Source organism: Aeromonas sp. A600620, from assembly GCF_029479985.1.
Classification (GTDB): domain Bacteria; phylum Pseudomonadota; class Gammaproteobacteria; order Enterobacterales; family Aeromonadaceae; genus Aeromonas; species Aeromonas veronii_A.
The window spans coordinates 112,653-133,127 of the sequence record NZ_JAAKXB010000005.1; the positions used below are offsets into that span (position 1 = coordinate 112,653).

Here is a 20,475-nt window from a genome sequence, read left to right on the forward strand (position 1 = left end):
CCTGTCACCCGGTTGATGACAGGCATGATAAATACCTCTTTGCCCCGTCCGGGATGATCCCGATCAACTCCCTTTCAGGTTGTTTAATAACCAGTTCGTTCTGTGATCGTTCTCACTGGACTCTTTGTTCTTGAGCCTGTGCCGGGCTAGGGGTGGTGAGTGGAGTAATGTGCCACCCCTGCTGCTCCAGCAGCGCCAGCAAACCCTGTTCGCCGTAAAGGTGCAGGGCGCCTACCACGATAAAGCTCTCGTTGGGCAGGGTGGACCATTTCTTCAGCCAGTTGTGGTTGCGCTCGGCCAGCAGGGTCTGCTCCATCCAGCTCTGTAGCGCGGGGGGGGCCATCTCCTCCTTGAGCAGATTGATAAGCGTCGCCTCATCCCCTTGCTGCCACGCCTTCATCACGGCGGCGAAACCTGTCTCCAGCATTGGCAGCTCATCCAGGGTACTGGCAAGCATCAGGGTCTGGTTGTCACCCACGCTGGCCAGATAACCGAGCTGCTCCAGCAGGGTTTCAAAACCCACTACCGGTTTGCCCTCTTTGGCAGCCCGGGTGGCAAAGTGCTGGTCTATCCCGAGCTCACTCTTGAAGTCGGAGCGGGCCATGGCGGCCTGGGTCAGGGTAATGGCGGCAAACCAGGGGCGCAGAGTGGCGAGGGTAGCTTCGTTGATGCCATAGCGGGCACCCGCCATCAGGGTCCGTTGATAGAGCTCGGCAGGCAGATGATCCTTGAGCGGTTTGCCATCCACCAGTCGGGTGAGGGAGCCGGTCTGTTGCCACTGATCCGGTGTGATGCTGTTCATGTCCACCTCCATCACCAGAGCGCGACTCTGCAGCCAGGCACGCTCCACCGGCTCGGGCAGAGGATAGAGTGAAGGCTTGCCCGCATGGATGGAGCCCAGCAGCCAGTGTTGCTGGTTGCCCTTGCTCACCCGATAGAAGGCGGGATCGGCAAAGGCGTGCAGCGGTAGCAGCAGGCAGAGCAGGAAGGCAAAGAGGGTGCGATGAAATCTCATGGGGATCCTTAATATGCGCCGGGTGACTTCTCTTGCTGACAATAACTCCTATGATAAGTCCTCATTTCAGATAACCAAGAGGTTTGCCATGCCCCATCTTCGTTTTCGCGCCGTGACGCTCGATACCCTGCAACAGGTGAGCGGCCCGCTGCTGGCCGAGCTTTGCGAGCTGACCGGCGGCAAGCCGGAGTTTGTCACCATGGAGCGGATTGATAGCTGCTGGATACGCAACGGCGAGCCAGAGGCGGGTTTTCCGTTTGTCGAGCTGCACTGGTTCGAGCGGCCACAAGAGATGCAGGACGCCGCCGCGCGCCTTATCATGCGCCATTTGAAGCAGGTGTTGGGGGAGCAGACTTATGTGGTGGTGCAGGTGATTCCCTTGGTCAAGAGCGCCTACTACAGCAACGGTGAGCACTATTGAACAGAGGGACAAACCAGGTTGGCAGATTGGATTACGCCGCTATACAGCTAACTCAATCCGGGCGGCAGGATGCTTGTCGCCAATCACGGGATCAGGCCGATTTTGCCAGCAGTTTATCGAGCCAGCGAGTGGGCAATACCCGTCGCAGGAAGGCAAACAGCCGGGTTGGAGTGGTCACCGGATAGCGCGCCTTGGGATGGGCGTGGGTCAGCGCATGGAGCAGCGGCGGGATGCAGGCTTCGCTCGGGAGGGTAAAGCCGCTGGTGGCCCCCTCTTTTTCCAGCCGCGTCAGGGTCTGGCGGTAGGCCGACTGATGACGGCTCTGGGCCGGATCGATGTGCCGCAAGAAGGCGCTGCGGGCATTGGCACGAAAACGGGTATCGATTGGGCCTGGCTCAATCAGACTGATATGTACCCCACTACCCGCCAGTTCGAGGCGCAGAGTGTCGCTATAACCTTCCAGTGCAAATTTGCTGGCGTTATAGGCGCCGCGATACTTCATGGCAACCAGCCCCAGTACCGAGCTGTTCTGCACTATCCGACCCTCCTTGGCTTCCAGCATCGGCGGTAGCACCTGACGGATCAGATGGTGCCAGCCAAACAGGTTGGTATTGAACTGCTCTCTGAGCGCTTCGGTGGGCAGATCTTCCAGCGCCCCGGGTTGGCCATAAGCGCCGTTGTTGAACAGGCCATAGAGGCACCCGCCCGCCAGATGGAGCGCCGCACTGGCCCCCAGTTCTATGGAAGCTGGGTCCGCCAGATCCAGCTGTACTGCCAGCAATCCCTGTTGCTGCAGACGGGCCACATCTTCCGCCTTGCGCGCCGAAGCGATCACGGTAAAACCGTGCTGCCCGAGCGCCTGTGCGGCGGCGAGGCCAATACCGCTGGAACAACCGGTGATCAAAACAAAACGGGGCATGATGGCGTCCTTGTGACTGCTGACAAAAGCGTGAGGGCTGGTGAGTGGATAAAATCCCTATCCGGCTCGCATGTTAGCCTGTCAACCGGCAAAAAGAAAACCGGGCCAAGTGGCCCGGTTTGCTGACATCGTATTGCCTGATTACATGAAGGTAAGCGGCATGATGATGTGGAACTTGACGTCGTGCTCGGAGGCGAAGATGTTGGGGTAATCGGTCCAACCGCCGCCCTGGCTGATGTCGTTGTTGTAGTCGGTGTAGTGCAGTTTGAACAGGGTGCCTTTCAGCTTGCCATCCTGCACGGTATAGCTGACATCGAAGTTGACGGCCCACTCGGTATCCTCGCCGTTGGCTGCTTTCTTGCCTTGGCCATTTTCGATATCCCAACCGTAGGCGCCGGATACACCGACAGCCCAGCCCGGCGCACCAACCAGATCATCCAGAGAACGGGTCACGCCGAAGAACAGTGCTTTTTCGTTGTTGGCGTTCCAGTCAGAGCGGGAATCCCACCAAATTTCGTTGGCGCCCTGGGAGTTGGCGTAGCCACGGGTCAGACGGGGCAGGTAGTTGCCTTCCGCACCTTCAGCCTTGGTCCACAGACCTTCCAGACGGAAGCCGTATTGGGCGTAGTTCCAGGCAGCAGTCAGTGCTTGTTGCCATGCCAGGCCGTCGTAAGTTTCAATCTGGGAGCCGCCCTTGGTGTAGGTCTCGGTCTCGGAACCGTAGAACTGGTAGCTGGTGGCGAGGCCGCCCAGTACGTCAAACTTGTGAGCCAGTTTGAAGTGGTAGCTGTCCATGTAGCCTTCGGACTGACCGAAAGAACCGGTCACGGCAGTGCCATTTTCAAAGGTGTAACGAGCCGCGATACCGTGGATATAGTCGATGACGTTTTCATCAGCGAACGGATCCATCCACGCTTTGGCGCGAGAGAAGACCTGAGTCTCTTTGTACCAAGGGGCCTTGTACTCGTCAGCGATGGCGTAGGTCAGGTAGAGACCGCCAAAGTTGCCTTCGACTTGACCACCACGATAGGTACCCGGCTGATAGGACCAGTTAACACCGATTTGGCCAGGGACATACAGCTGGGTGTAACCACCCTTGGCAGTCACACCGCCGTCCAGGAATTTCAGCTTCAGAGCTGCGTTGGAGAGGCTGAAGCCACCCTCGGGAGAGCCATCTTTGTAGTTGTTGCCCCAGGAGTTGCCTGCGAAGGAGAATTCGTTCTCCTGGTTGACCGGATGGTTTTCGGTAACGGCCAGGTCATAGGCACCGAAGCCGCCCAGATCCAGACCAACAGTGTCCCAGGCATAACCGGAGTTGAAGTTGAGAGCTGCCTGGACGGTGGAATGGCTCAGGTTGGACTGGTACTTGCCTTCTTTCTTGGCGGCAGTCGGGTCACCATCGATGCGCTGACGATCACGCTGGAAGTAGAACAGGCCACCGGTCAGTTTGGAGTCTTTTACGAAGGTTTCATAGGACTGGCCATATTCCGGGCTCATCATATCCTGGGCTGCCAACGCCATGCCGGGGGCGACCAGAGCGGCTACCACAGCGGCACTCAAAGCGGCGCGCTTGAAGATCACTTTTTCCATTTTTATTGCTCCTGATTTTATGGACTTAGCTTTTTTCCGGCAGCTGGCATCGGGCCTACCGCTCGGTATTGGCATTGCAATCAAAACCCCGAAGGGCAAAAAATCTTCTCTTGGTTATCTGCAAACCCGGATGTCTTGGCACATCTGTAGTTGGCAGTCCTGATCATCACATGTTGTTTTTTTTGTTCCGATTCTTGGCTATCGGACAACTCCAAGAGTACGTTCGCGGTGCGAAATATCAATGAAAAGTTCCCTCAACGTTTCAAAAGTATGACCGAGTGCAAATAATCATGGGCAAGGTCGTAAACAGCCTCATGGCCGGTATCACGGTAATGAGAGCGTTTTCTTGGAGGTGTGGCCAGCGCCGGTGCGGGTTTTCATCAGATACGGGGGAAGGGAAGCTGTTAACCTGCAGGCAACATATAATTTTGTGCTACAAAAAAACTTTCCCTCTGGTCGAGGGAAAGTGAATTGGTGGGGATGTGGGGCGAATAGGGTCAGCCTTGCTGGCCGAGGATGCGGGGGATCTGTTGCGCCTGATGGTGGATATGGGACGAGACCTGCACCGAGAGTTGGCTTACCTGACAGGCCTGCTGACGAATACGGGCGATCAAATCGGCAAAACTGGCCAGCTTGTGCTCCTGACTTTTGGCATTGTCGGCGCCCTGCAGGGCGATCACTGCGGTGTTGCGGGCGATCTCCCGCACCGCCTGGGTGGTCTGGCGCAACTGCTCGGCTTGTGCCCGTTGGCGGCTTGACTCGCTGGTGATCCGGTTCAGCACGGTGCCAAGCTGTTCACCAGATTGGGTCAGACGCCGCAGAATCTCGGTGATCTGGTTGAGGGATTGCTGGGTATTGGCCGAGAGGTGGCGAACTTCATCGGCGACCACCGCAAAGCCGCGCCCCTGTTCCCCTGCACGGGCCGCTTCGATGGCGGCGTTGAGGGCCAGCAAGTTGGTCTGCTGGGCGATATGACTGATGACATCGACAATGTCCGTCACATCGGCAACCGAGCGGGTGAGGGCTTCCAGCGCCTCATCGCTCTCGTCAATTGCCAGCCCGGTCTGACGAGTAGCGTGCAGCATGCTGCCCACCAGATCTTCGCTCTGGCTCATCGCCTGTTCGTTATGGTGGGCATGCCGGGCGATGTCGGCGGCGACCTGATGGACCTCTCCGGCCAGCTGGTTCAGCTCATCCATCATCTGACCGCTCTCGTCGACTACCAGCTCGGTGGTGCGGGTGCTGTGGTGGATCTCGTCAACCTGGCTGACCATTCCTTTCAGACTGAGGGATACCGCAGACAGCTGCCCCTCTTTCTGTTGTTGATCCTGCTGCAGGCGACCGATCAGCCGATTGTAGCTGGCAACGATATCGGCCAGCTCGTTGCGATCACGCCCGGCAGATAACGGCTCGGCCTGCCCAGTCTGATCGAGCTGCAGAAAGGCTCCGCGCAGTCGCAACAAGGGAGCGAGCAGCCAGCGTCGTTGCACCAGTGCAAACAGCAGGGCGACTACCACCAGACAGAGCGCCAGCGTGCCGAGGATGGTGGCCAGCTCCTGATTGACGGCTTGCCGCTCGCGGGCAAGTTGTTCCCCCATCTGTCTGGTCGCTTGCAACATGGCCATGATGTCTTGCTGCACGGTCTGGCGGCCAGCCTGTTGCTGTTGTAGCGCCGTGCGGCTGTTGGCCAGCTCCTGCGGATAGCGGCCCAGCAGCGAGCGTAATTCGCTGCGCGGTTGATCTCCCAGCTCCTTGCGTACCGGCTCCCCCAGGGTGAACTCATCGGCGGGCGCATCTTCATACAGGCCGAGCAGCGGCAAGGCTTGCAGCGCTTGGGCCTGTTTTTGCAGTGCCTCCAGCTCGAAGCGGATCCCTTCGAGCAGCTTCTCATTGCCCTGTTCCATATAGCTTTGGCGCAAATGGGCGAGGCGCGGCAGGCCCGCCAGGATCTCGGTTGCACCGCGGCGATATTGCTGTGCTGCGGCAGATTGTTCCGTGCTGGCACCTTGCTCCCCATAGCGGATCAGCGCCATAGCCTGGCTGCCCAGCTCACTCTCCGCATTTTGCAGCAGCAGCTGGCTGTTGCCCGAGAGCTTGCCTGCGGCCTGATAGTCGTGCGCGATGCGCTGCGCCATCTGTTCGAGTTGCTGTCTGAGCGGTGCCGCCACGGCATCATCCTGAGCGGCCAGCGAGGAGAGCGCTTGCTGGCGGACTTTCTCCGCAGCGGTCAGTTGCTGTGGATCGCCGCTGTTGAGGTAGTCACGCAGGCTGTTTTGCAGGGTCACCGTCACCAGTTGTTGCAGCGTCTCGTGCTGATGCTGGGCCTGATTGGTGCGGGCAAGCTGTTGCCAGCCGTGGTAGAGGGCCAGCGCCTGTCCTCCCGCGACCAGTAACAGAACCAGGGAGGAGAGGGTGGCGTAATGGGCGATTTTCACTGGGTAATTCCTGTCAGCACAGACCATGGGGGAGCATGGCCGAGCCTAAACAGGGATGGTGGCGTTTTTATGACAGCGCGGGTCAGGTGGCCCCATTTTGCCGATTTAACTGGCTGGGGATACCTGCGCGCTGTTGCGTTGGCCCAACATACCGAGCAGGGCGCCCCCCATGATAAGTGCACCGGCCAGCAGATGGCGCGAGGTTAGCTCCTCTCCGTTCAATGTTACTAACAGCAAAGTACTCAGCAGAGGGGTCAGGTAGGCAAGGGCTCCGATCCGGCGTGGATCGCCGTCTCGCAGTGCCAGATACCAGGTAACGAAGGCCGCCCCCATCGGGCCCAGCGCCAGCCCGATGATCAGCCACCAGTCACTGGTGGGGAGCTGCGCGAGCGGCAGAGGCCCTTCGAGCAGACGGGCAAGCAGCAGCGCCAACAAACCTGCGGGCAGACAGGCTGCCGCAGTGACCACGGCGGGGGCTGGCGGCAGACGGCGTGATAATACCGAGTAGGCTCCCCAGACGACTGCCGCGCCCAGTGCCAGCAGGTATCCCGGCAGATAGGCCTGCTGCAGTTGCAGCTCGCCGTTGACCATCACCAGCATGGAACCCGCCAGACCAAAGGCGCCAGCCAGCAGGTGACGGGCATGGAGTGGATGGCCGGGCAACAACAGTGGGGTGAACAGAATGATGCAGAGCGGCCAGAGGTAGTTGATGAGGTTTGCTTCCAGCACCGGGGCATGGTGAAAGCTCATAAAGAGCAGCAGATGGTAGAGTAGCAATGCCGCAACCGTCACCAGCCAGGTAATCGGACGAGCATGCCACTGGCGCCAGAACGGCAAGGCCCCGACCCCGCAGAAAAACAGCACCAGCCCGACCAGTACCAGCGGTGACACGCTGGTAACCCGTGACGTCAGCGCCGCCAGCGAGGCCCACAGCACAATGGTCAGCAAGGCAAAACCGGTGGATCTATCCCACCAGGAACATCCGGACATCCAACACTCCTTTGCAAGATGAAGCTGCTGGCTTTGCCGCAGGGCTCAGCCAAAAAGAAGCAGTCTATCAGAGAGAGGATAGATGCCGAATGCTGCGTGAATACAATTGCTTGTGACTTGGTGAGGATTTTGATGGTGCAAGCTGAGTGCTGCTGGACGTCGAACTAATCGCCAAAGAGATGAGTGAATGCGAAAAGGGGATGATGGGTGGCGTCCCAGGCAGGATTCGAACCTGCGACCTCGCCCTTAGGAGGGGCGCGCGCTATCCAGCTGTGCCACTGGGACGTGCGGGCATTATATAAAAATGCCAATAAAAATAAACAACTGCGTATGTCTGTTTATCCAGTTGCTTACATTCTGGCCGGATTGTACGTTTGTGCTCTGGGGGGCAGATAAACAAGTTTGTGGTGTCTGAATAAGAAGGGGTGGGGGGAGGAAGATACTGGTATGCAATAAATTGACTTTTAATTCACTTGTTGCCGTGAGGTATGGCTACCTCTTGTTGTGTTGTGCCACAGGTATTGAGCTTTTGTCGTTTTATTTTGTTTTAGTGAAATATTTAGCTTAATCAGTTTGGTAGCTATTAATCATGGCCAATGCTCCCTTGTATTTTAAAGATGAATCATGAAGCTATGGCTCAGCGTCAGGTACGGCCAGTAGCGGGTTTGGAATGGTCTTGTTTGCTTAGTTATATAAATTGCCATAGAGTTAATTCGCGATTAGTTATCGCCGAAAATAAAGTTGTGACAAGGGCAAACCGATTGAAAAGTCGGGACGCAAAGCCTCCGGTCTAAAGGCGTTGTTGAGCTGGGATAGCGGGGCCACCACAGTGTTATGCTGGCTGCCTTTGCCAAGGGGTAGTCGTGTTTGTGTTGCCTGTCGTGTTGTGTTGCCCTTTCGTTTGTCCATAACGTAAAGGAAAACAATATGCTAAGTCCAAAACCCGCATTGCTGGCCATGATGGTCGGCTCCCTGCTTGCCTCATCTGCCGTTTATGCGGCTGCGCCGGGCAAGCCCACCATCGGCTGGGGTCCCATCAAGTTCGCCATTGTTGAAGTGGATCAGGCGGCAACCTCCTACAACAATCTGGTCAAGGTCAAGGATGCCGCCGATGTGGAGGTGAGCTGGAACCTCTGGAGCGGTGACGTCGGCCAGACTGCTGGGGTGCTGCTTGATGGCAAGGAGGTGTGGTCTGGCCCCTCTGCTGCTGCAGGCACGGCCAAATTCAAGGTGAACAAAGGTGGGCGCTACCAGATGCAGGTGGCCCTCTGCAATGCCGATGGCTGTACTCTCTCTGATGCCAAGGAGATCGTGGTCGCCGATACCGATGGCAGCCACCTGGCGCCGCTAAAGGCCGCGTTGCAGGAGAACAACAAGCCCTACGCCAACAAGTCCGGCAAGGTGGTCGGTACCTACTACGTGGAGTGGGGCGTCTATGGTCGCAAGTTCACAGTGGACAAGATCCCGGCCCAGAACCTGACCCATATCCTCTATGGTTTCACCCCCATCTGTGGCGGGGATGGCCTCAACGATAGCCTCAAGGAGATCGAAGGGAGCTTCCAGGCGTTGCAACGTGCGTGTGCCGGTCGTGCCGACTTCAAGGTTGCGATCCACGATCCTTGGGCCGCCGTTCAGATGCCGCAAAGTGGCCTGACTGCCTATGACGAGCCTTACAAGGGTAACTTCGGTGCCCTGATGGCGCTCAAACAGGCTTACCCTGACCTCAAGATCCTCCCCTCCGTCGGCGGCTGGACCCTCTCCGACCCCTTCTACTTCCTCGGCGACAAGAGCAAGCGCGATACCTTCGTCGCCTCAGTCAAAGAGTTCCTGCAGACCTGGAAATTCTTCGATGGCGTTGATATCGACTGGGAATATCCGGGTGGACAGGGCGCCAACCCGAAACTGGGCAGCCCGAGCGATGGCGCAACCTATGTGACCCTGATGAAGGAGCTGCGCGCCATGCTCGATGAGCTGGAGTCGCAGACTGGTCGCAAGTATGAGCTCACCTCCGCTGTCGGCGCCGGTTACGACAAGATTGAAGATGTCGATTACCGCGCGGCCCAGCAGTACATGAGCCACATCTTTATGATGACCTACGACTACAACGGCGCATGGAGCAATACCGAGCTGGGTCACCAGACCAACCTCTACGCGGCGAGCTGGGATCCCAACACCAAGTACACCACCGACAAGGCGGTCAACCTGATGCTGGCGCAGGGGGTTGACCCCGGCAAGCTGGTGGTTGGTGCCGCCATGTATGGCCGTGGCTGGACTGGCGTGAGCGGCTATCAGGGCAACAACCCCTTCACCGGCAAGGCGACCGGCAAGGTGAAAGGCACCTGGGAGGATGGCGTGGTCGATTACCGCGACATCGTCAACAACCGTATGGGCAGTGGCTGGGAGAAGAGCTACGACGAGGTGGCCGAGGCTCCCTATCTGTTCAAGGCTTCGACCGGCGATCTCATCACCTATGACAACGACCGCTCGGTCAAGGCCAAGGGGCAGTATGTGCTGGCCAACAAGCTGGGTGGCCTCTTCTCCTGGGAGATTGATGCCGACAACGGCGACATCCTCAATGCCATGCACGAGGGTCTGGGTCACGGCGAGGGAACCACTCCGCCAGCCAACAAGCCGCCGGTGGCCAACGCGGGCAGCGATCTGAGTGTCACCGGCCCGACCGAGGTGACGCTGAACGGCTCCGCGTCCCACGACCCGGAAAATGGCGCCCTCACCTATAGCTGGAAGCAGGTCTCCGGCCCGCAGGCCACCTTGCTGGATGCCACTCAGGCCAAGGCCCGGGTTGTACTCGATGCGGTGACCGCCGACATCAATCTGGTGTTCGAGCTGGCAGTGACCGACGACCACAACCTCACCGCCCGCGATCAGGTGGTGGTCACCAACAAGGCGCCGCAGCCCAACCTGCCGCCACTGGTTAGCCTGCCGGCTACCGCTTCCGTGGAATCCGGCAAGCAGGTGACCCTCAAGGCGACCGCATCTGACCCGAACGGTGATCCGCTCACCTATCAGTGGACGGTACCGGCCGGCCTCACCGCCAGCGGTCAGAACAGTGCCACCCTGGTGGTCACCGGTCCGAACGTTACCAGCGATACCGCCTATGACCTGAGCCTCACCGTCTCCGACGGCGCGCTGGATGCCAGTGCCGCCACCCGTCTGACGGTCAAGCCGGTCAGCGGTGGTGGCGGTTGCTCGGCCACTGATCCGGATGCCGCCAACTGGCCTGCCTGGCAGGCGAGCAAGGTCTACAACGGCGGTGACAAGGTGAGCCACAACCAGCTGGTGTGGCAGGCCAAGTACTGGACTCAGGGCAACGAACCGAGCCGTACCGCGGATCAGTGGTTGCTGGTGAGCAAGGTGCAACTGGGTTGGGATGCCAATGTAGCTTACAACGGTGGCGAGATCACCACCCATAATGGCCGTCAATGGAAAGCGCAATACTGGACCAAGGGCAACGAGCCCGGCAAACACGACGTCTGGCAGGATGTGGGGGCCGCCAGCTGTAAATAAGGCTTGAGTTGTGGCGGGGCATGCTGGTCATGCCCCGCTTTTGCAACCCGCGGCGCTGAACATTGGTTGCTCTGCCAATCCCTCTTTTTCTGCTCTGTCTTGTATCCGGTCAGGCCGACTTGTGGTGCCGGCATGAAGGCTCTCCCCAAGTGATGGCTGCACTGCTCTCTGATAAGGTGTGAACCTGATTCGTGGTAACCTTTCCGCTGTTGTAATTACACTGCTGGAAAGTCTGCGGCCGAATATTTTCAGGTTGCCCAAGAGGCGAGCATCCCGCTGTTGGCGAGACAGGCCAGCGGGTCGGTATCGCCAGGATGAGGGCTTGCTCAACTTCGCTTGCTCTTTTTAAATCTCTGTCCGTCGTCATGCTGTCCCTTCATGCAGTACCTAATCGACGGCATTTGGCTGTTGAACAAGGATGGCAAGCATCATAGCCAGCTTCCCGGATGCTGGTGTTATCCAAGCCAGCGCTCCCGGCAAGGGGATTTCATGGTGTCATACCTGGATCAGGCCGAGATCCTGCAATGAGCCGATGCAATAAAAGATGGGGCCTGCGGGCCCCATTCTTGTTTGGTGGAGTTCAGGTTTGGCCGTGGAACATCTGGCCCGGACAGGACAGCGCCTCGAAAGGGCTGTGTGATGATGTGTGTTGTTGTTTTATTACATTTTCCGTGAAAGGCTTTCAGCAATTATTTGCCGTAGCGGAAGTAGTATTCACGGGTGGAGGGGGCATAGGCATCTTTCTCTACAACGCCGTTCTTGGTGGTTGCACCGCGCAGGTGGAACAGGACTGCCAGATTCTCAAACATGGTTTACCTCATCGCTCTGTCATTTATGGTTATGGTATGTGACCTAGGTCACGGTTTGATCCTATGGTCATTTGTGAGCCAGATCAACTTTCTATGTTGTAAATTTACAAAAATCATGGAAAGGGTTTTCAAATGCAATGCCCTTTATGGAAAGGCTTTCCCGAGGTGACGGGGGAGAAGCTGATTACCAGCCACCATAGAGAGGTCTGAGAGCGGGGGGCGTTGCAAGGGGAAAGAGGCTCGCTGCACGGCCTCTCCTTTATAGGTGCATGAGCCAATTTGTGACATAAAACAGAGAGATAGCACGTGCCTTGCTGGTAAAAACAGCGAACTGCTGCAATTTTGACTAAACGAATCAGTCGCGGTTATTTTAGGGTTGACAGCAAAGCGGGTGATGCCTATCATGCGCCTCCGTTGCCGGAGATAACTTCGTCAGCACCGAGGTGAGTTGGGGTTATAGCTCAGCTGGGAGAGCGCTTGCATGGCATGCAAGAGGTCCGCGGTTCGATCCCGCGTAGCTCCACCAAATTCTTGTTACAAGAAGCAATAAGGCCACCGCATCGCGGTGGCCTTTTTGTTTTCTCCATCATTTATTTTCTCCATACGTCCGCGCCTTTCATTTGTAAATCCAATGACCTGAATGAAAAAGCCCGCGAGAGTCGCGGGCTTTGCTTGCACTATTCAAATGCGCCTGTGGTTAACGGCGACGTCGCCAGGCCAGTGGCAACAGGGCTAGCAGGCCGAGTCCCAGCGCACCACCGCCTGAGGAGGTGTCCGGTTTGGTGGCATCGCTCTCCAGTCTCAGGTCGACGATGATGGGATCATGGTCGGAGGCACTGAAGGGGTTGTCAGACTTGAGCAATGTGCCGGTGTACTGGCTGCCGTATTCGAACAGGGAGCTCTCGAAGGAGTTGATGTGCCAGTCGGCGACACCTGCCACCTTGCTGGCCAGCGCCGGGTTGGCGAGGGCGTAGTCCAGGGTGCCCAGCTCCCCGTCGTAGCTGTAGGAGATGGCTTTCTCCTTGTTGAATTTGACGTTGAGATCGATCAGGCCGTAGCTGCGAGTCACTTCGCGACCGAGCTGTTCATAGGGCTGCTCACCGATAAAGGTGTGGGAGGCCGATACGATCTTCCGCTCGCTGGTGGCCGGGTTGTAGTCGGTCAGCACCCGGATCGGATCTTCCTTGGCGTAGGAGTTGAAGTCGCCCACCAGCAGCACCTGGCCCGGCAGTTTGCTGACCGCCTCACCCAGCACCTTGGCGGCAGAGACCCGGAACTCGGTGCACTTGCCCTGCAGGTCGGCCGGTTCTGTCTTGCCATCGCCATTTTCGTAGCAGCCTGACCCCTTGGATTTGAGGTGGTTGACCACCAGCGTCAGCGGCTCCTTGCTCTTGGCGAGGGTGAAGGTCTGAACCAGAGAATCGCGCTGACCGGCTGTCTTGGCCACACCACCTGTGGTGTAGCGCTGCTCCGGCAGCTTGATGACGCTGGCATCTCCGCTGGGGGTGAGCAGGGCAGGACGGTAGATCATCGCCACCATGATGGCGTCTCCGCCGAAGAACTTGCCATCGGTAAGGGTAGTGACCGGCAGACGCACATAGGCGTAGTGTTTGCTCGCATCCTTCTGCTGTTCGTTGAGGCGGGTCACCAGATTGTTGAGGGCCGAGTTATCCTCGAAGCCGTTGTTCTCCATCTCCATCAGGCCGAGCAGATCGACATCCATTGCGGTAATGGCATTGACGATCTTGGTGCGCTGCTTCTCGAACTCGGGCTGGCTCTTGGCACCCCGGTTGCAACCTTTGGCGTTGTCGGCATCCGCCTGATCCTTGCACAGGATATTGAGTGCGCCGCCAATGCTGGAGTGACTGGTGAAGTAGTTGAGTACGTTGAAGCTGCCGATCCGCAGATCGCTGCCAGCGAGGCGAGCTGGCGCGTCTTGACGATCCTCTTCAGGGCTACGCAGCAGAGCACCGGCAGTCAGGGTGATATCGCTCGGTACTACCAGACGGAAGGCATCCTTGTTGTATACGATGACCCCCTCCAGCCCGGTCAGTTGATCACCGATGCGCAGATATCCCTGATCGGCATCCCAGCTCGGGAACCAGGGCAGTACGCCATCCGGTGCTTTGTAATCAGACTCAACCACCAGACGGTTGCTGCCATTTTGGGTGGCCAGTGCGACAGCGTCCGCACTGTTGGCAACATGAAGTTGGGTCGGTTTGATCAGCGGGGTTTTGTGGGCCAACTCTACGTTGTTGCGATAGACCTTGTAGTCGAAGCCATAGTTGCGGGTCAGGTGCAGGTCACTGCTGCTGTCGAGACGTACCCGCATCCCTTCGTGGCGATTGAGCGCTTGAGCCAGCGTCTCCCCTTCATTGACCTGCAGTACGCTGGTCGGCACCGCCAGTCCTTGCGCTGTGACCTGCAGGCGGGCTTTGCTGGATTCGAAGGTGGGTTTGAGCTGGGTGCCGCCGTAATACTCCTCGACCTTGGCTTCAAGGCAGAGTTCTGCCCCCGGTTTGATGTCGGCATAGTTGGTCGCAAACTCCTTGTCGTTCAGATAGACAAAGATGCCATCAGAGGTGGCCGGATTGCCATCACCCACCGGGTCGGTCAGATAGAAACCCTTGGTCAGACTTTGGCCCAGCGTTGTCACGATACCGCGAACGTTGAAGGTGCCCGTGCTGATTTTACCGGTCACATTGCCGTTCTTGTCGGTCACGGTCTGGGTGGCCAGCGCGCTGGCGGAGCCTGTGCCCTGAATGGTCGGGATGGGGGTGAGTTGAGCCGGATCGGACGGGCAGACAAATGCCGCATGGGCACCTGAGGATGCAAGTGCCAGCCCCACGGCCAGCGACAGCAGGGTACGAGTACCTTTCATAGGTGTTCCTTTTTTATTTTTGCCAGTGATTCCATAGCCTTGGCTCGTTGACCAAGGGCGCGCATTGTCACATTTCTGGCATGTCATACCAGTGAGCCAACGCACATTAAACGAATCTGGGAAGATGAGGAAAAGCGTTTTTATGATCCCAGTAACAGTATGATTTTTTTGATAATTCAATCAATTCTAACCCTGTGATCATGACGCTTTTGTGGCAGGGGATAATTCTCTTTGAGAATAAAGATTGAGGGGATCTTGTCGCCTTCCTATACTGGGTTCGTTCCTCACGGAACCCAGGTAAAGGGCAAACCGGCAGTGATGCCGGGGCGCAATGCTTCCGGTCTCGATCGTGGATCCAGATAGCGGGGTTTCCCTGGGTGAGGGGTGGTTTTTGTGGCAGGTCCATTGCCAGTTGTCTGCGCCCATCATGCAGGTTGCGATTGTTCTTTGCCTTGGTGACCAAGCCAAGACAAAACAAAACAAGGAAGATAACAATATGCAACAGCTCTTCAGACCCAGCAGGCTTGCCATGCTGGTCGCCCTTGCGGCTGCGCCCGCCTGGGCTCAGGCCGCTTATCCCGCCTATAAATCCGGTACTGCCTACAAGGCTGGCGATATCGTCAGCAACGTCGGTGCCCTCTATGAATGCAAAGAATTTCCCTATTCAGGCTGGTGCGGGGCATCCCCCTATCACTATGAGCCGGGGGTAGGTGTAGTCTGGGCAGATGCCTGGAAGCCCTATGGTGGCGAGGTGCCCCCTCCTGCACTCGGCGTAGCCGTCAGCTCGCCAGCTGCTGGCGCCAGCTTCAACGAAGGAGCCAGCGTGGCGCTGGCAGTGACCCTGAGTGGCCCGGTAACGGCCTTGGCCAAGGTGGAATATCTTGTCGACGGCAAGCTGGTCGCCACGGCGAGCGCCTCGCCCTGGAGTGCCAGCTGGAGCGCCGCCGGAGTGGGGGCCCATACCCTCAAAGCTCGCGCGCTGGATAAAGATGGCAAGGTGCTGAGTGAGGCGGATTCGAGCTTCAACGTCGCCGCCGTGGTGGCGCCAGAGGCGCCCAAGGTGAGCATTAGCAGCCCGGCCAGCGGCGCCAAGGTGACGCTGGGTCGCAGTGTGGCGGTGAGTGGCAACGTCACCGATGCCAACAACGATGTGGCCAAAGTCGAGCTCTATGTCGACGGCAAGAAGGTGGGCGAAGATACCACTGCCCCCTGGCAGGTGAACTGGACGCCGGATGCCAAAGGGAGTGCCGCCCTCAAGCTGGTGGCCACTGACAAGACCAATCTGAGCGGCGAGTCGGCGGCGGTGACCGTCAATGTCGAGGAGGCCGCGCTGCCGCCCACCGGTGGCAACCTCTCTTGTGACATTCGCCAGATCTATCGTCCGGATGGTTACGAGTGCATGGGGGATGACCATGCCCGCCGGGTCATCGGCTACTTCACCTCCTGGCGCACCGGCAAGAACGGCTTGCCCGCCTATCTGGTGAGCGATATTCCATGGAACAAGATCACCCACATCAACTACGCCTTCGCGGCGGTGGATGAGCAGAGCCACACCATCAAGGTGGACGATGCAGCCACCAAGATGACCTGGGATGGCGTGCCGGGTGCCGAGATGGATCCTGAATTCGCCTACAAGGGCCACTTCAACCTGCTGTCGAAGTACAAGAAGCAGTATCCGGACGTGAAGACCCTGATCTCGGTCGGCGGCTGGGCCGATACCCGCGGCTTCTACACCGCCACTACCAAAGGCGACTGCTCGGTCAATACTGCCGGTATCAACACCCTGGCTGACTCGGCGGTGAGTTTTATCCGCCAGTACGGTTTTGACGGGGTCGATATCGACTACGAATACCCCACCTCGATGAAAGATGCGGGCAACCCCAACGATTTCCCGCTCTCCAACCAGTGCCGGGCCAAGCTGTTTGCCAATTACGAGGTGTTGATGAAGACCTTGCGGGCGCGGCTCGACAACGCCGGTAACGAAGATGGCCGCAAGTATATGCTGACCATCGCCTCACCGGCCTCGGCCTATCTGCTGCGCGGGATGGAGAACTTCCAGGTCACCCAGTACCTCGATTACGTCAACCTGATGACCTATGACTTCCACGGTGCCTGGAACCACTTTGTCGGTCACAACGCGGCCCTGTTCGACAACAATGCCGACCCCGAGCTCTCCCACTGGGGCGTCTATACCCAGACCCAGTTTGGCGGTATCGGTTACCTCAACGCGGCCTGGTCTGCCCACTACTTCCGCGGTGCGCTGGCGGCTGGCAAGATCAACGTTGGCGTGCCCTATTACACCCGCGGTTGGCAGGGGGTGAGCGGTGGCAGTCATGGGCTGGGTGGCAAGGCAGCCCTGCCGAGCCAGAACGAGTGCCAGCCGGGCACAGGTGGCAGCACCATTCCGTGCGGCAACGGGGCGGTCGGCATCGACAACATCTGGCATGATCTCGACAAGAACGGCAAAGAGATCGGCGGTGGCGCCGTGCCCATGTGGCATGCCAAGAACCTGGAGCATGCGGCCAGCCTCGGCATCACCACATTGCCAAGTTATGGCACTGCCTGGGGTCTGGATCCCAACAATCCGGCTCACGTGATGCAGGGCAAGTATGTGCGTTACTACGATGACAAGGCCCACGCGCCCTGGCTGTGGAACGAAGAGAAGAAGGTGTTCCTCTCAACCGAAGATGAAGAGTCCATGGGCCACAAGCTCGACTACATCATCAAGCGCGGTCTGGGTGGCGTGATGTTCTGGGAGATGGCGGGTGATTACGCCTTCGATCCGGCCAAGAACGAGTACGGCATGGGCAGTACCCTGACCACCCTGGCTTATGAGAAGTTTGCCAAGGCAACTCCGTACAACACCAAGCAAAACGATCTGGCCGCGCCGAGCGCCCAGCTCGACATCCAGGTCAGCCTCTCCGGCTTCAAGGAAGGGGACTCCAACTATCCGATCAACCCGAAACTCAAGCTGGTCAACAAGTCGACCCAGACCATTCCGGGCGGCGCGCGCATCGAGTTTCTGGTGCCCACCTCTACCTCTGACACCATCACGGATCAGAGTGGCATGGGCCTGAAAGTGGTGGAGAGCGGTGGCAACGACAACTCGGAAGGCATTGCCAATGAGAAGGACTTCCACAAGGTCGCCATGAACCTGCCGGGATGGCAGACCCTGGCACCGGGGGCCGAGATTGAAGTCGCCATGACCTACTACCTGCCCGCCGCTGGCGTGCCAAGCGGTATGCGCATCATCAGCGGCAGCCAGACCATTGGTCTCAAGGCCGAGTTCCCTACCCTGCCGGAGGCCGTGCTGGGCTCGGGTGGTGGCGAGAATCCGGGCACCAGCTGCAGCAGCCAGAACGTCAATCCGGCGGCCTACAAGGCCTATCCGAGCTGGCCGCAGGGGGATCATGCCAATGGCGGAGATCGCATTACCCATAACAAGGTAGTGTGGCAAGCAAACTGGTGGACCAGCAGCGAGCCCAAGGCAACCGATGGCAGCTGGAAGTCTGTCTGTAGCTATTGATTTTAAAATCAATGAGATAAGTGAGGCTTCGGCCTCACTTTTTTTGTCTGGTTGGTCGCTCTGGTTGAAAATGCGCCTGCCTTTCCTGGCGGGCAGCCTCTATAATAGAGTCGATTAATAATCAGATGGATATCAGCGTATGGCGAGTATATTGGATTCCGTTGATCAACGAACTCAACTGGTGGGGGAAAACCGCCTCGAGTTGTTGATGTTTCGTCTCGGCACCCGTCAGATGTTCGCCATCAACGTCTTCAAGGTACGGGAAGTGGTCAAGTTGCCCCATCTGAGCAAGATGCCGGGCTCCCATCACAATATCAGCGGGGTGGCCAATATCCGCGGTACCTCGATCCCGGTGATCAACCTGCGCAGCGCCATCGGCATGCGTCCCATGCCCATCGACAGTGAATCCAACCTCATCATCACCGAGTACAACCGTACCATTCAGGGCTTTCTGGTGGGGCAGGTGGCCAACATCGTCAACATGACCTGGAAGGATATACTGCCGCCGCCGCGCTCCGCCGGGCGCGCCAACTACCTCACCGCCATCACCCGCATTCCCGAAGATGGAGTGGAGCAGATCGTCGAGATCATCGATGTGGAGAAGGTGCTGGCGGAGATCATCACCTATGACATCCGCATCTCCGAGGAGGTGCTGGACCGGGAGATCCTGCCCGAGATGCATGGACGCAAAGTGCTGATCGTCGATGATTCCAGCACCGCCCGTACCCAGGTGCGTGAGACTCTTGGCCAGCTGGGACTCGAGGTTATCGAGTGTCAGGATGGCTTGCAGGCGCTGACCCTGCTCAAGGGGTGGTGCGATGCTGGCAAGAAGGTGACCAACGAGATCCTGCTGATGATCACCGATGCCGAGATGCCTGAGATGGACGGCTACCGGCTGACCCACGAGGTGCGCAGTGATCCGCGCATGTCCGATCTCTTTATCACCCTCAATACCTCCCTGAGCGGCAACTTCAACGAAGCCATGGTCAAGAAGGTGGGTTGTGATCGCTTTATCTCCAAGTTCCAGCCCGACCTGCTGGTGGGCGTTGCGCAGGAGAGGTTGCGTCAGGTGTTGGGAAACTGACCGATACCAATCCACTGGTGAACCATAACAACGGGAAGCTCGGGAGATGCCGTAAGCGCCGGTAACTCTCTGGCACCTATTCCAATACTGCCAAATCCCCATTCTGGATGTTAAACGGCGAATATTTGTTCTGGCTGCTGATGATGGCGCCATCGTCGAATACCTGCACCACTTCGAACAGGCCGTCGGCCGGATTGCGCATCATGCGGGACTTGCCGTAGGGGTCGATGAAGTCGGCGTTGTGCTGGATGCGGAACTGATCGCCAAGCTTGACGCCGTTGCGCCGCCCCAGATTGATGTAGGGGCCACGTTCGTTCTGGCCTACCACCCGGGCGGTGACCGGGGCGCAGGTGAGCTGGGCTACCAGATCTTGAGCCGCCTGCTGCAACTGGTAGTTGACCTCCTGGCCATAGCTCGATTGCCAGAACTGGCCGCTGCTGCTGCCCACCTGTTCCCGCTTGCCAAAGGTCCAGGTGGCACGTCCTTCGTAGACCTTGCGGTTGATCAGACTGCCGTTGATGCCGTCGAACAGGTAGAGCTGCATGCGAAAGTTGCGCACCGGATCCTCATACCAGCTGGTCAGCTGGTTGCCCTGCGGCTCTATGGAGAGATCATCGATGCTGCCGAGCACCAGATACTGGCTGTCGGTACGCAGGCTGAGCGCCTTGATCTCCTCGAGGGCGCTGCGATCCCCCTGTTGCAGATGGAGCGGATCGATGCGCAGGTTTTCATCCAGCCACTGGCGCACCGCGACCCCTTGCGGCGCATTGGCGAGGGTCTCGAACAGTCGTCGCGAGAGGTTTTCCGGCATGTCGTCCATGGCGCCGTAGCTGGCTTGGTCCGGATAGCGCATTCGCAGCCTGACCAGTGTCAAATCCTTGGCGAAGTGCTGGGTCTGGCAGATCTGGCGTTCGGCCTGAATGTCGGCCACTAGCGTGATATACATGCGGCCGTTGCGCACCTCTTCCCGCTTGAGCCGATACTGGCGAATGTCGCCGCCGGAGCGGATCTGGATCTGCTCGGATCGCAGGCTGCCATTTTCCAGACGCTGGACGCTGGAGACTGCCGCGCCGCTTGCCAGCAGGGCCTGACGCAGGGCGTCGCGAGTTGCCTGCTCGCGGGCATAGACTTCATCGCCCCCCAGAATGGCGGCGCTGCCCTGTGCTTCGATAAGTTCGGCGCGGGTGCTCAGGCTGGCCAGCAGCAGGGTCAACAGCAGCGGTAATTTCATAGCAGATACCTTGAGTTGGCGGGCAGCCGAGCCATTTTGAGGAAATGGC

Annotated in this window: 11 protein-coding genes, 2 tRNA genes and 2 riboswitches; of the genes, 5 read left to right on the top strand and 8 right to left on the bottom strand. The window is 58.3% G+C overall.

Annotated features, from left to right (window positions below):
- Positions 1-112: 112 nt before the first annotated feature.
- The gene (locus G5533_RS08670) at positions 113-1,015 is read right to left on the bottom strand and encodes a TraB/GumN family protein (RefSeq protein ID WP_421244647.1); all 903 of its coding nucleotides are present in this window, start codon (positions 1,013-1,015) and stop codon (positions 113-115) included.
- Positions 1,016-1,103: 88 nt separating this feature from the next.
- On the opposite strand from G5533_RS08670, the gene G5533_RS08675 reads away from it, so the two are divergent.
- Positions 1,104-1,436 carry a DUF1904 family protein gene (locus G5533_RS08675; protein ID WP_441254699.1) on the top strand — a complete coding sequence of 111 codons (333 nt, stop codon included), beginning with the start codon at positions 1,104-1,106 and terminating at the stop codon, positions 1,434-1,436.
- Between the two features lie 91 nt (positions 1,437-1,527).
- Here G5533_RS08675 and G5533_RS08680 read toward each other — a convergent pair whose 3' ends face one another.
- The 5 genes from G5533_RS08680 to G5533_RS08700 form a co-directional block, all read right to left on the bottom strand.
- The gene (locus G5533_RS08680; RefSeq protein WP_236321246.1) at positions 1,528-2,355 is read right to left on the bottom strand and encodes an SDR family oxidoreductase; all 828 of its coding nucleotides are present in this window, start codon (positions 2,353-2,355) and stop codon (positions 1,528-1,530) included.
- A 141-nt stretch (positions 2,356-2,496) separates the two neighbouring features.
- A complete protein-coding gene (locus G5533_RS08685) occupies positions 2,497-3,945 on the bottom strand; it encodes an OprD family outer membrane porin (RefSeq protein ID WP_204481162.1) in 1,449 nt (482 codons plus the stop codon).
- Between the two features lie 497 nt (positions 3,946-4,442).
- Complete coding sequence (locus tag G5533_RS08690; protein WP_441254700.1) at positions 4,443-6,380, bottom strand: methyl-accepting chemotaxis protein; 1,938 nt, start codon at positions 6,378-6,380, stop codon at positions 4,443-4,445.
- A gap of 105 nt (positions 6,381-6,485) precedes the next feature.
- Positions 6,486-7,370 (bottom strand): DMT family transporter, encoded by an 885-nt coding sequence (locus tag G5533_RS08695; RefSeq protein ID WP_421309855.1) that lies wholly within the window; start codon positions 7,368-7,370, stop codon positions 6,486-6,488.
- 208 nt (positions 7,371-7,578) lie between these two features.
- Positions 7,579-7,655 (bottom strand) — tRNA-Arg (locus G5533_RS08700).
- A gap of 456 nt (positions 7,656-8,111) precedes the next feature.
- Positions 8,112-8,199, top strand: a riboswitch (cyclic di-GMP riboswitch).
- A 98-nt stretch (positions 8,200-8,297) separates the two neighbouring features.
- On the opposite strand from G5533_RS08700, the gene G5533_RS08705 reads away from it, so the two are divergent.
- Together G5533_RS08705 and G5533_RS08710 are read left to right on the top strand one after the other, a co-directional pair.
- Entirely contained in the window at positions 8,298-10,895 is a 2,598-nt protein-coding gene (locus G5533_RS08705; protein WP_421309857.1) for a glycosyl hydrolase family 18 protein, read from the top strand.
- A 1,259-nt stretch (positions 10,896-12,154) separates the two neighbouring features.
- Positions 12,155-12,230 (top strand) — tRNA-Ala (locus G5533_RS08710).
- A gap of 171 nt (positions 12,231-12,401) precedes the next feature.
- On the opposite strand, the gene G5533_RS08715 is transcribed toward G5533_RS08710, so the two are convergent.
- A complete protein-coding gene (locus tag G5533_RS08715; RefSeq protein ID WP_421209776.1) occupies positions 12,402-14,585 on the bottom strand; it encodes an ExeM/NucH family extracellular endonuclease in 2,184 nt (727 codons plus the stop codon).
- Between the two features lie 293 nt (positions 14,586-14,878).
- Positions 14,879-14,961: riboswitch (cyclic di-GMP riboswitch) on the top strand.
- A 153-nt stretch (positions 14,962-15,114) separates the two neighbouring features.
- On the opposite strand from G5533_RS08715, the gene G5533_RS08720 reads away from it, so the two are divergent.
- Both G5533_RS08720 and G5533_RS08725 read left to right on the top strand, forming a co-directional pair.
- Positions 15,115-18,111 (top strand): glycosyl hydrolase family 18 protein, encoded by a 2,997-nt coding sequence (locus G5533_RS08720; RefSeq protein ID WP_441254721.1) that lies wholly within the window; start codon positions 15,115-15,117, stop codon positions 18,109-18,111.
- Between the two features lie 139 nt (positions 18,112-18,250).
- On the top strand, positions 18,251-19,195 hold the full coding sequence (locus G5533_RS08725) for a chemotaxis protein CheV (protein WP_421254402.1): 945 nt from the start codon (positions 18,251-18,253) through the stop codon (positions 19,193-19,195).
- Between the two features lie 76 nt (positions 19,196-19,271).
- Here the strand turns inward: G5533_RS08725 and G5533_RS08730 are convergent, their stop codons facing one another.
- On the bottom strand, positions 19,272-20,426 hold the full coding sequence (locus tag G5533_RS08730; protein ID WP_421231407.1) for a flagellar assembly protein FlgT: 1,155 nt from the start codon (positions 20,424-20,426) through the stop codon (positions 19,272-19,274).
- Positions 20,427-20,475 lie beyond the last annotated feature (49 nt).

Excerpts from the sequence above, each read along its gene's own strand:
- G5533_RS08670 (WP_421244647.1), bottom strand. The coding sequence starts at position 1,015 with ATGAGATTTCATCGCACCCTCTTTGCCTTCCTGCTCTGCCTGCTGCTA.
- G5533_RS08675 (WP_441254699.1), top strand. The coding sequence starts at position 1,104 with ATGCCCCATCTTCGTTTTCGCGCCGTGACGCTCGATACCCTGCAACAG.
- G5533_RS08680 (WP_236321246.1), bottom strand. The coding sequence starts at position 2,355 with ATGCCCCGTTTTGTTTTGATCACCGGTTGTTCCAGCGGTATTGGCCTC.
- G5533_RS08685 (WP_204481162.1), bottom strand. The coding sequence starts at position 3,945 with ATGGAAAAAGTGATCTTCAAGCGCGCCGCTTTGAGTGCCGCTGTGGTA.
- G5533_RS08695 (WP_421309855.1), bottom strand. The coding sequence starts at position 7,370 with ATGTCCGGATGTTCCTGGTGGGATAGATCCACCGGTTTTGCCTTGCTG.
- G5533_RS08705 (WP_421309857.1), top strand. The coding sequence starts at position 8,298 with ATGCTAAGTCCAAAACCCGCATTGCTGGCCATGATGGTCGGCTCCCTG.
- G5533_RS08715 (WP_421209776.1), bottom strand. The coding sequence starts at position 14,585 with ATGAAAGGTACTCGTACCCTGCTGTCGCTGGCCGTGGGGCTGGCACTT.
- G5533_RS08720 (WP_441254721.1), top strand. The coding sequence starts at position 15,115 with ATGCTGGTCGCCCTTGCGGCTGCGCCCGCCTGGGCTCAGGCCGCTTAT.
- G5533_RS08725 (WP_421254402.1), top strand. The coding sequence starts at position 18,251 with ATGGCGAGTATATTGGATTCCGTTGATCAACGAACTCAACTGGTGGGG.
- G5533_RS08730 (WP_421231407.1), bottom strand. The coding sequence starts at position 20,426 with ATGAAATTACCGCTGCTGTTGACCCTGCTGCTGGCCAGCCTGAGCACC.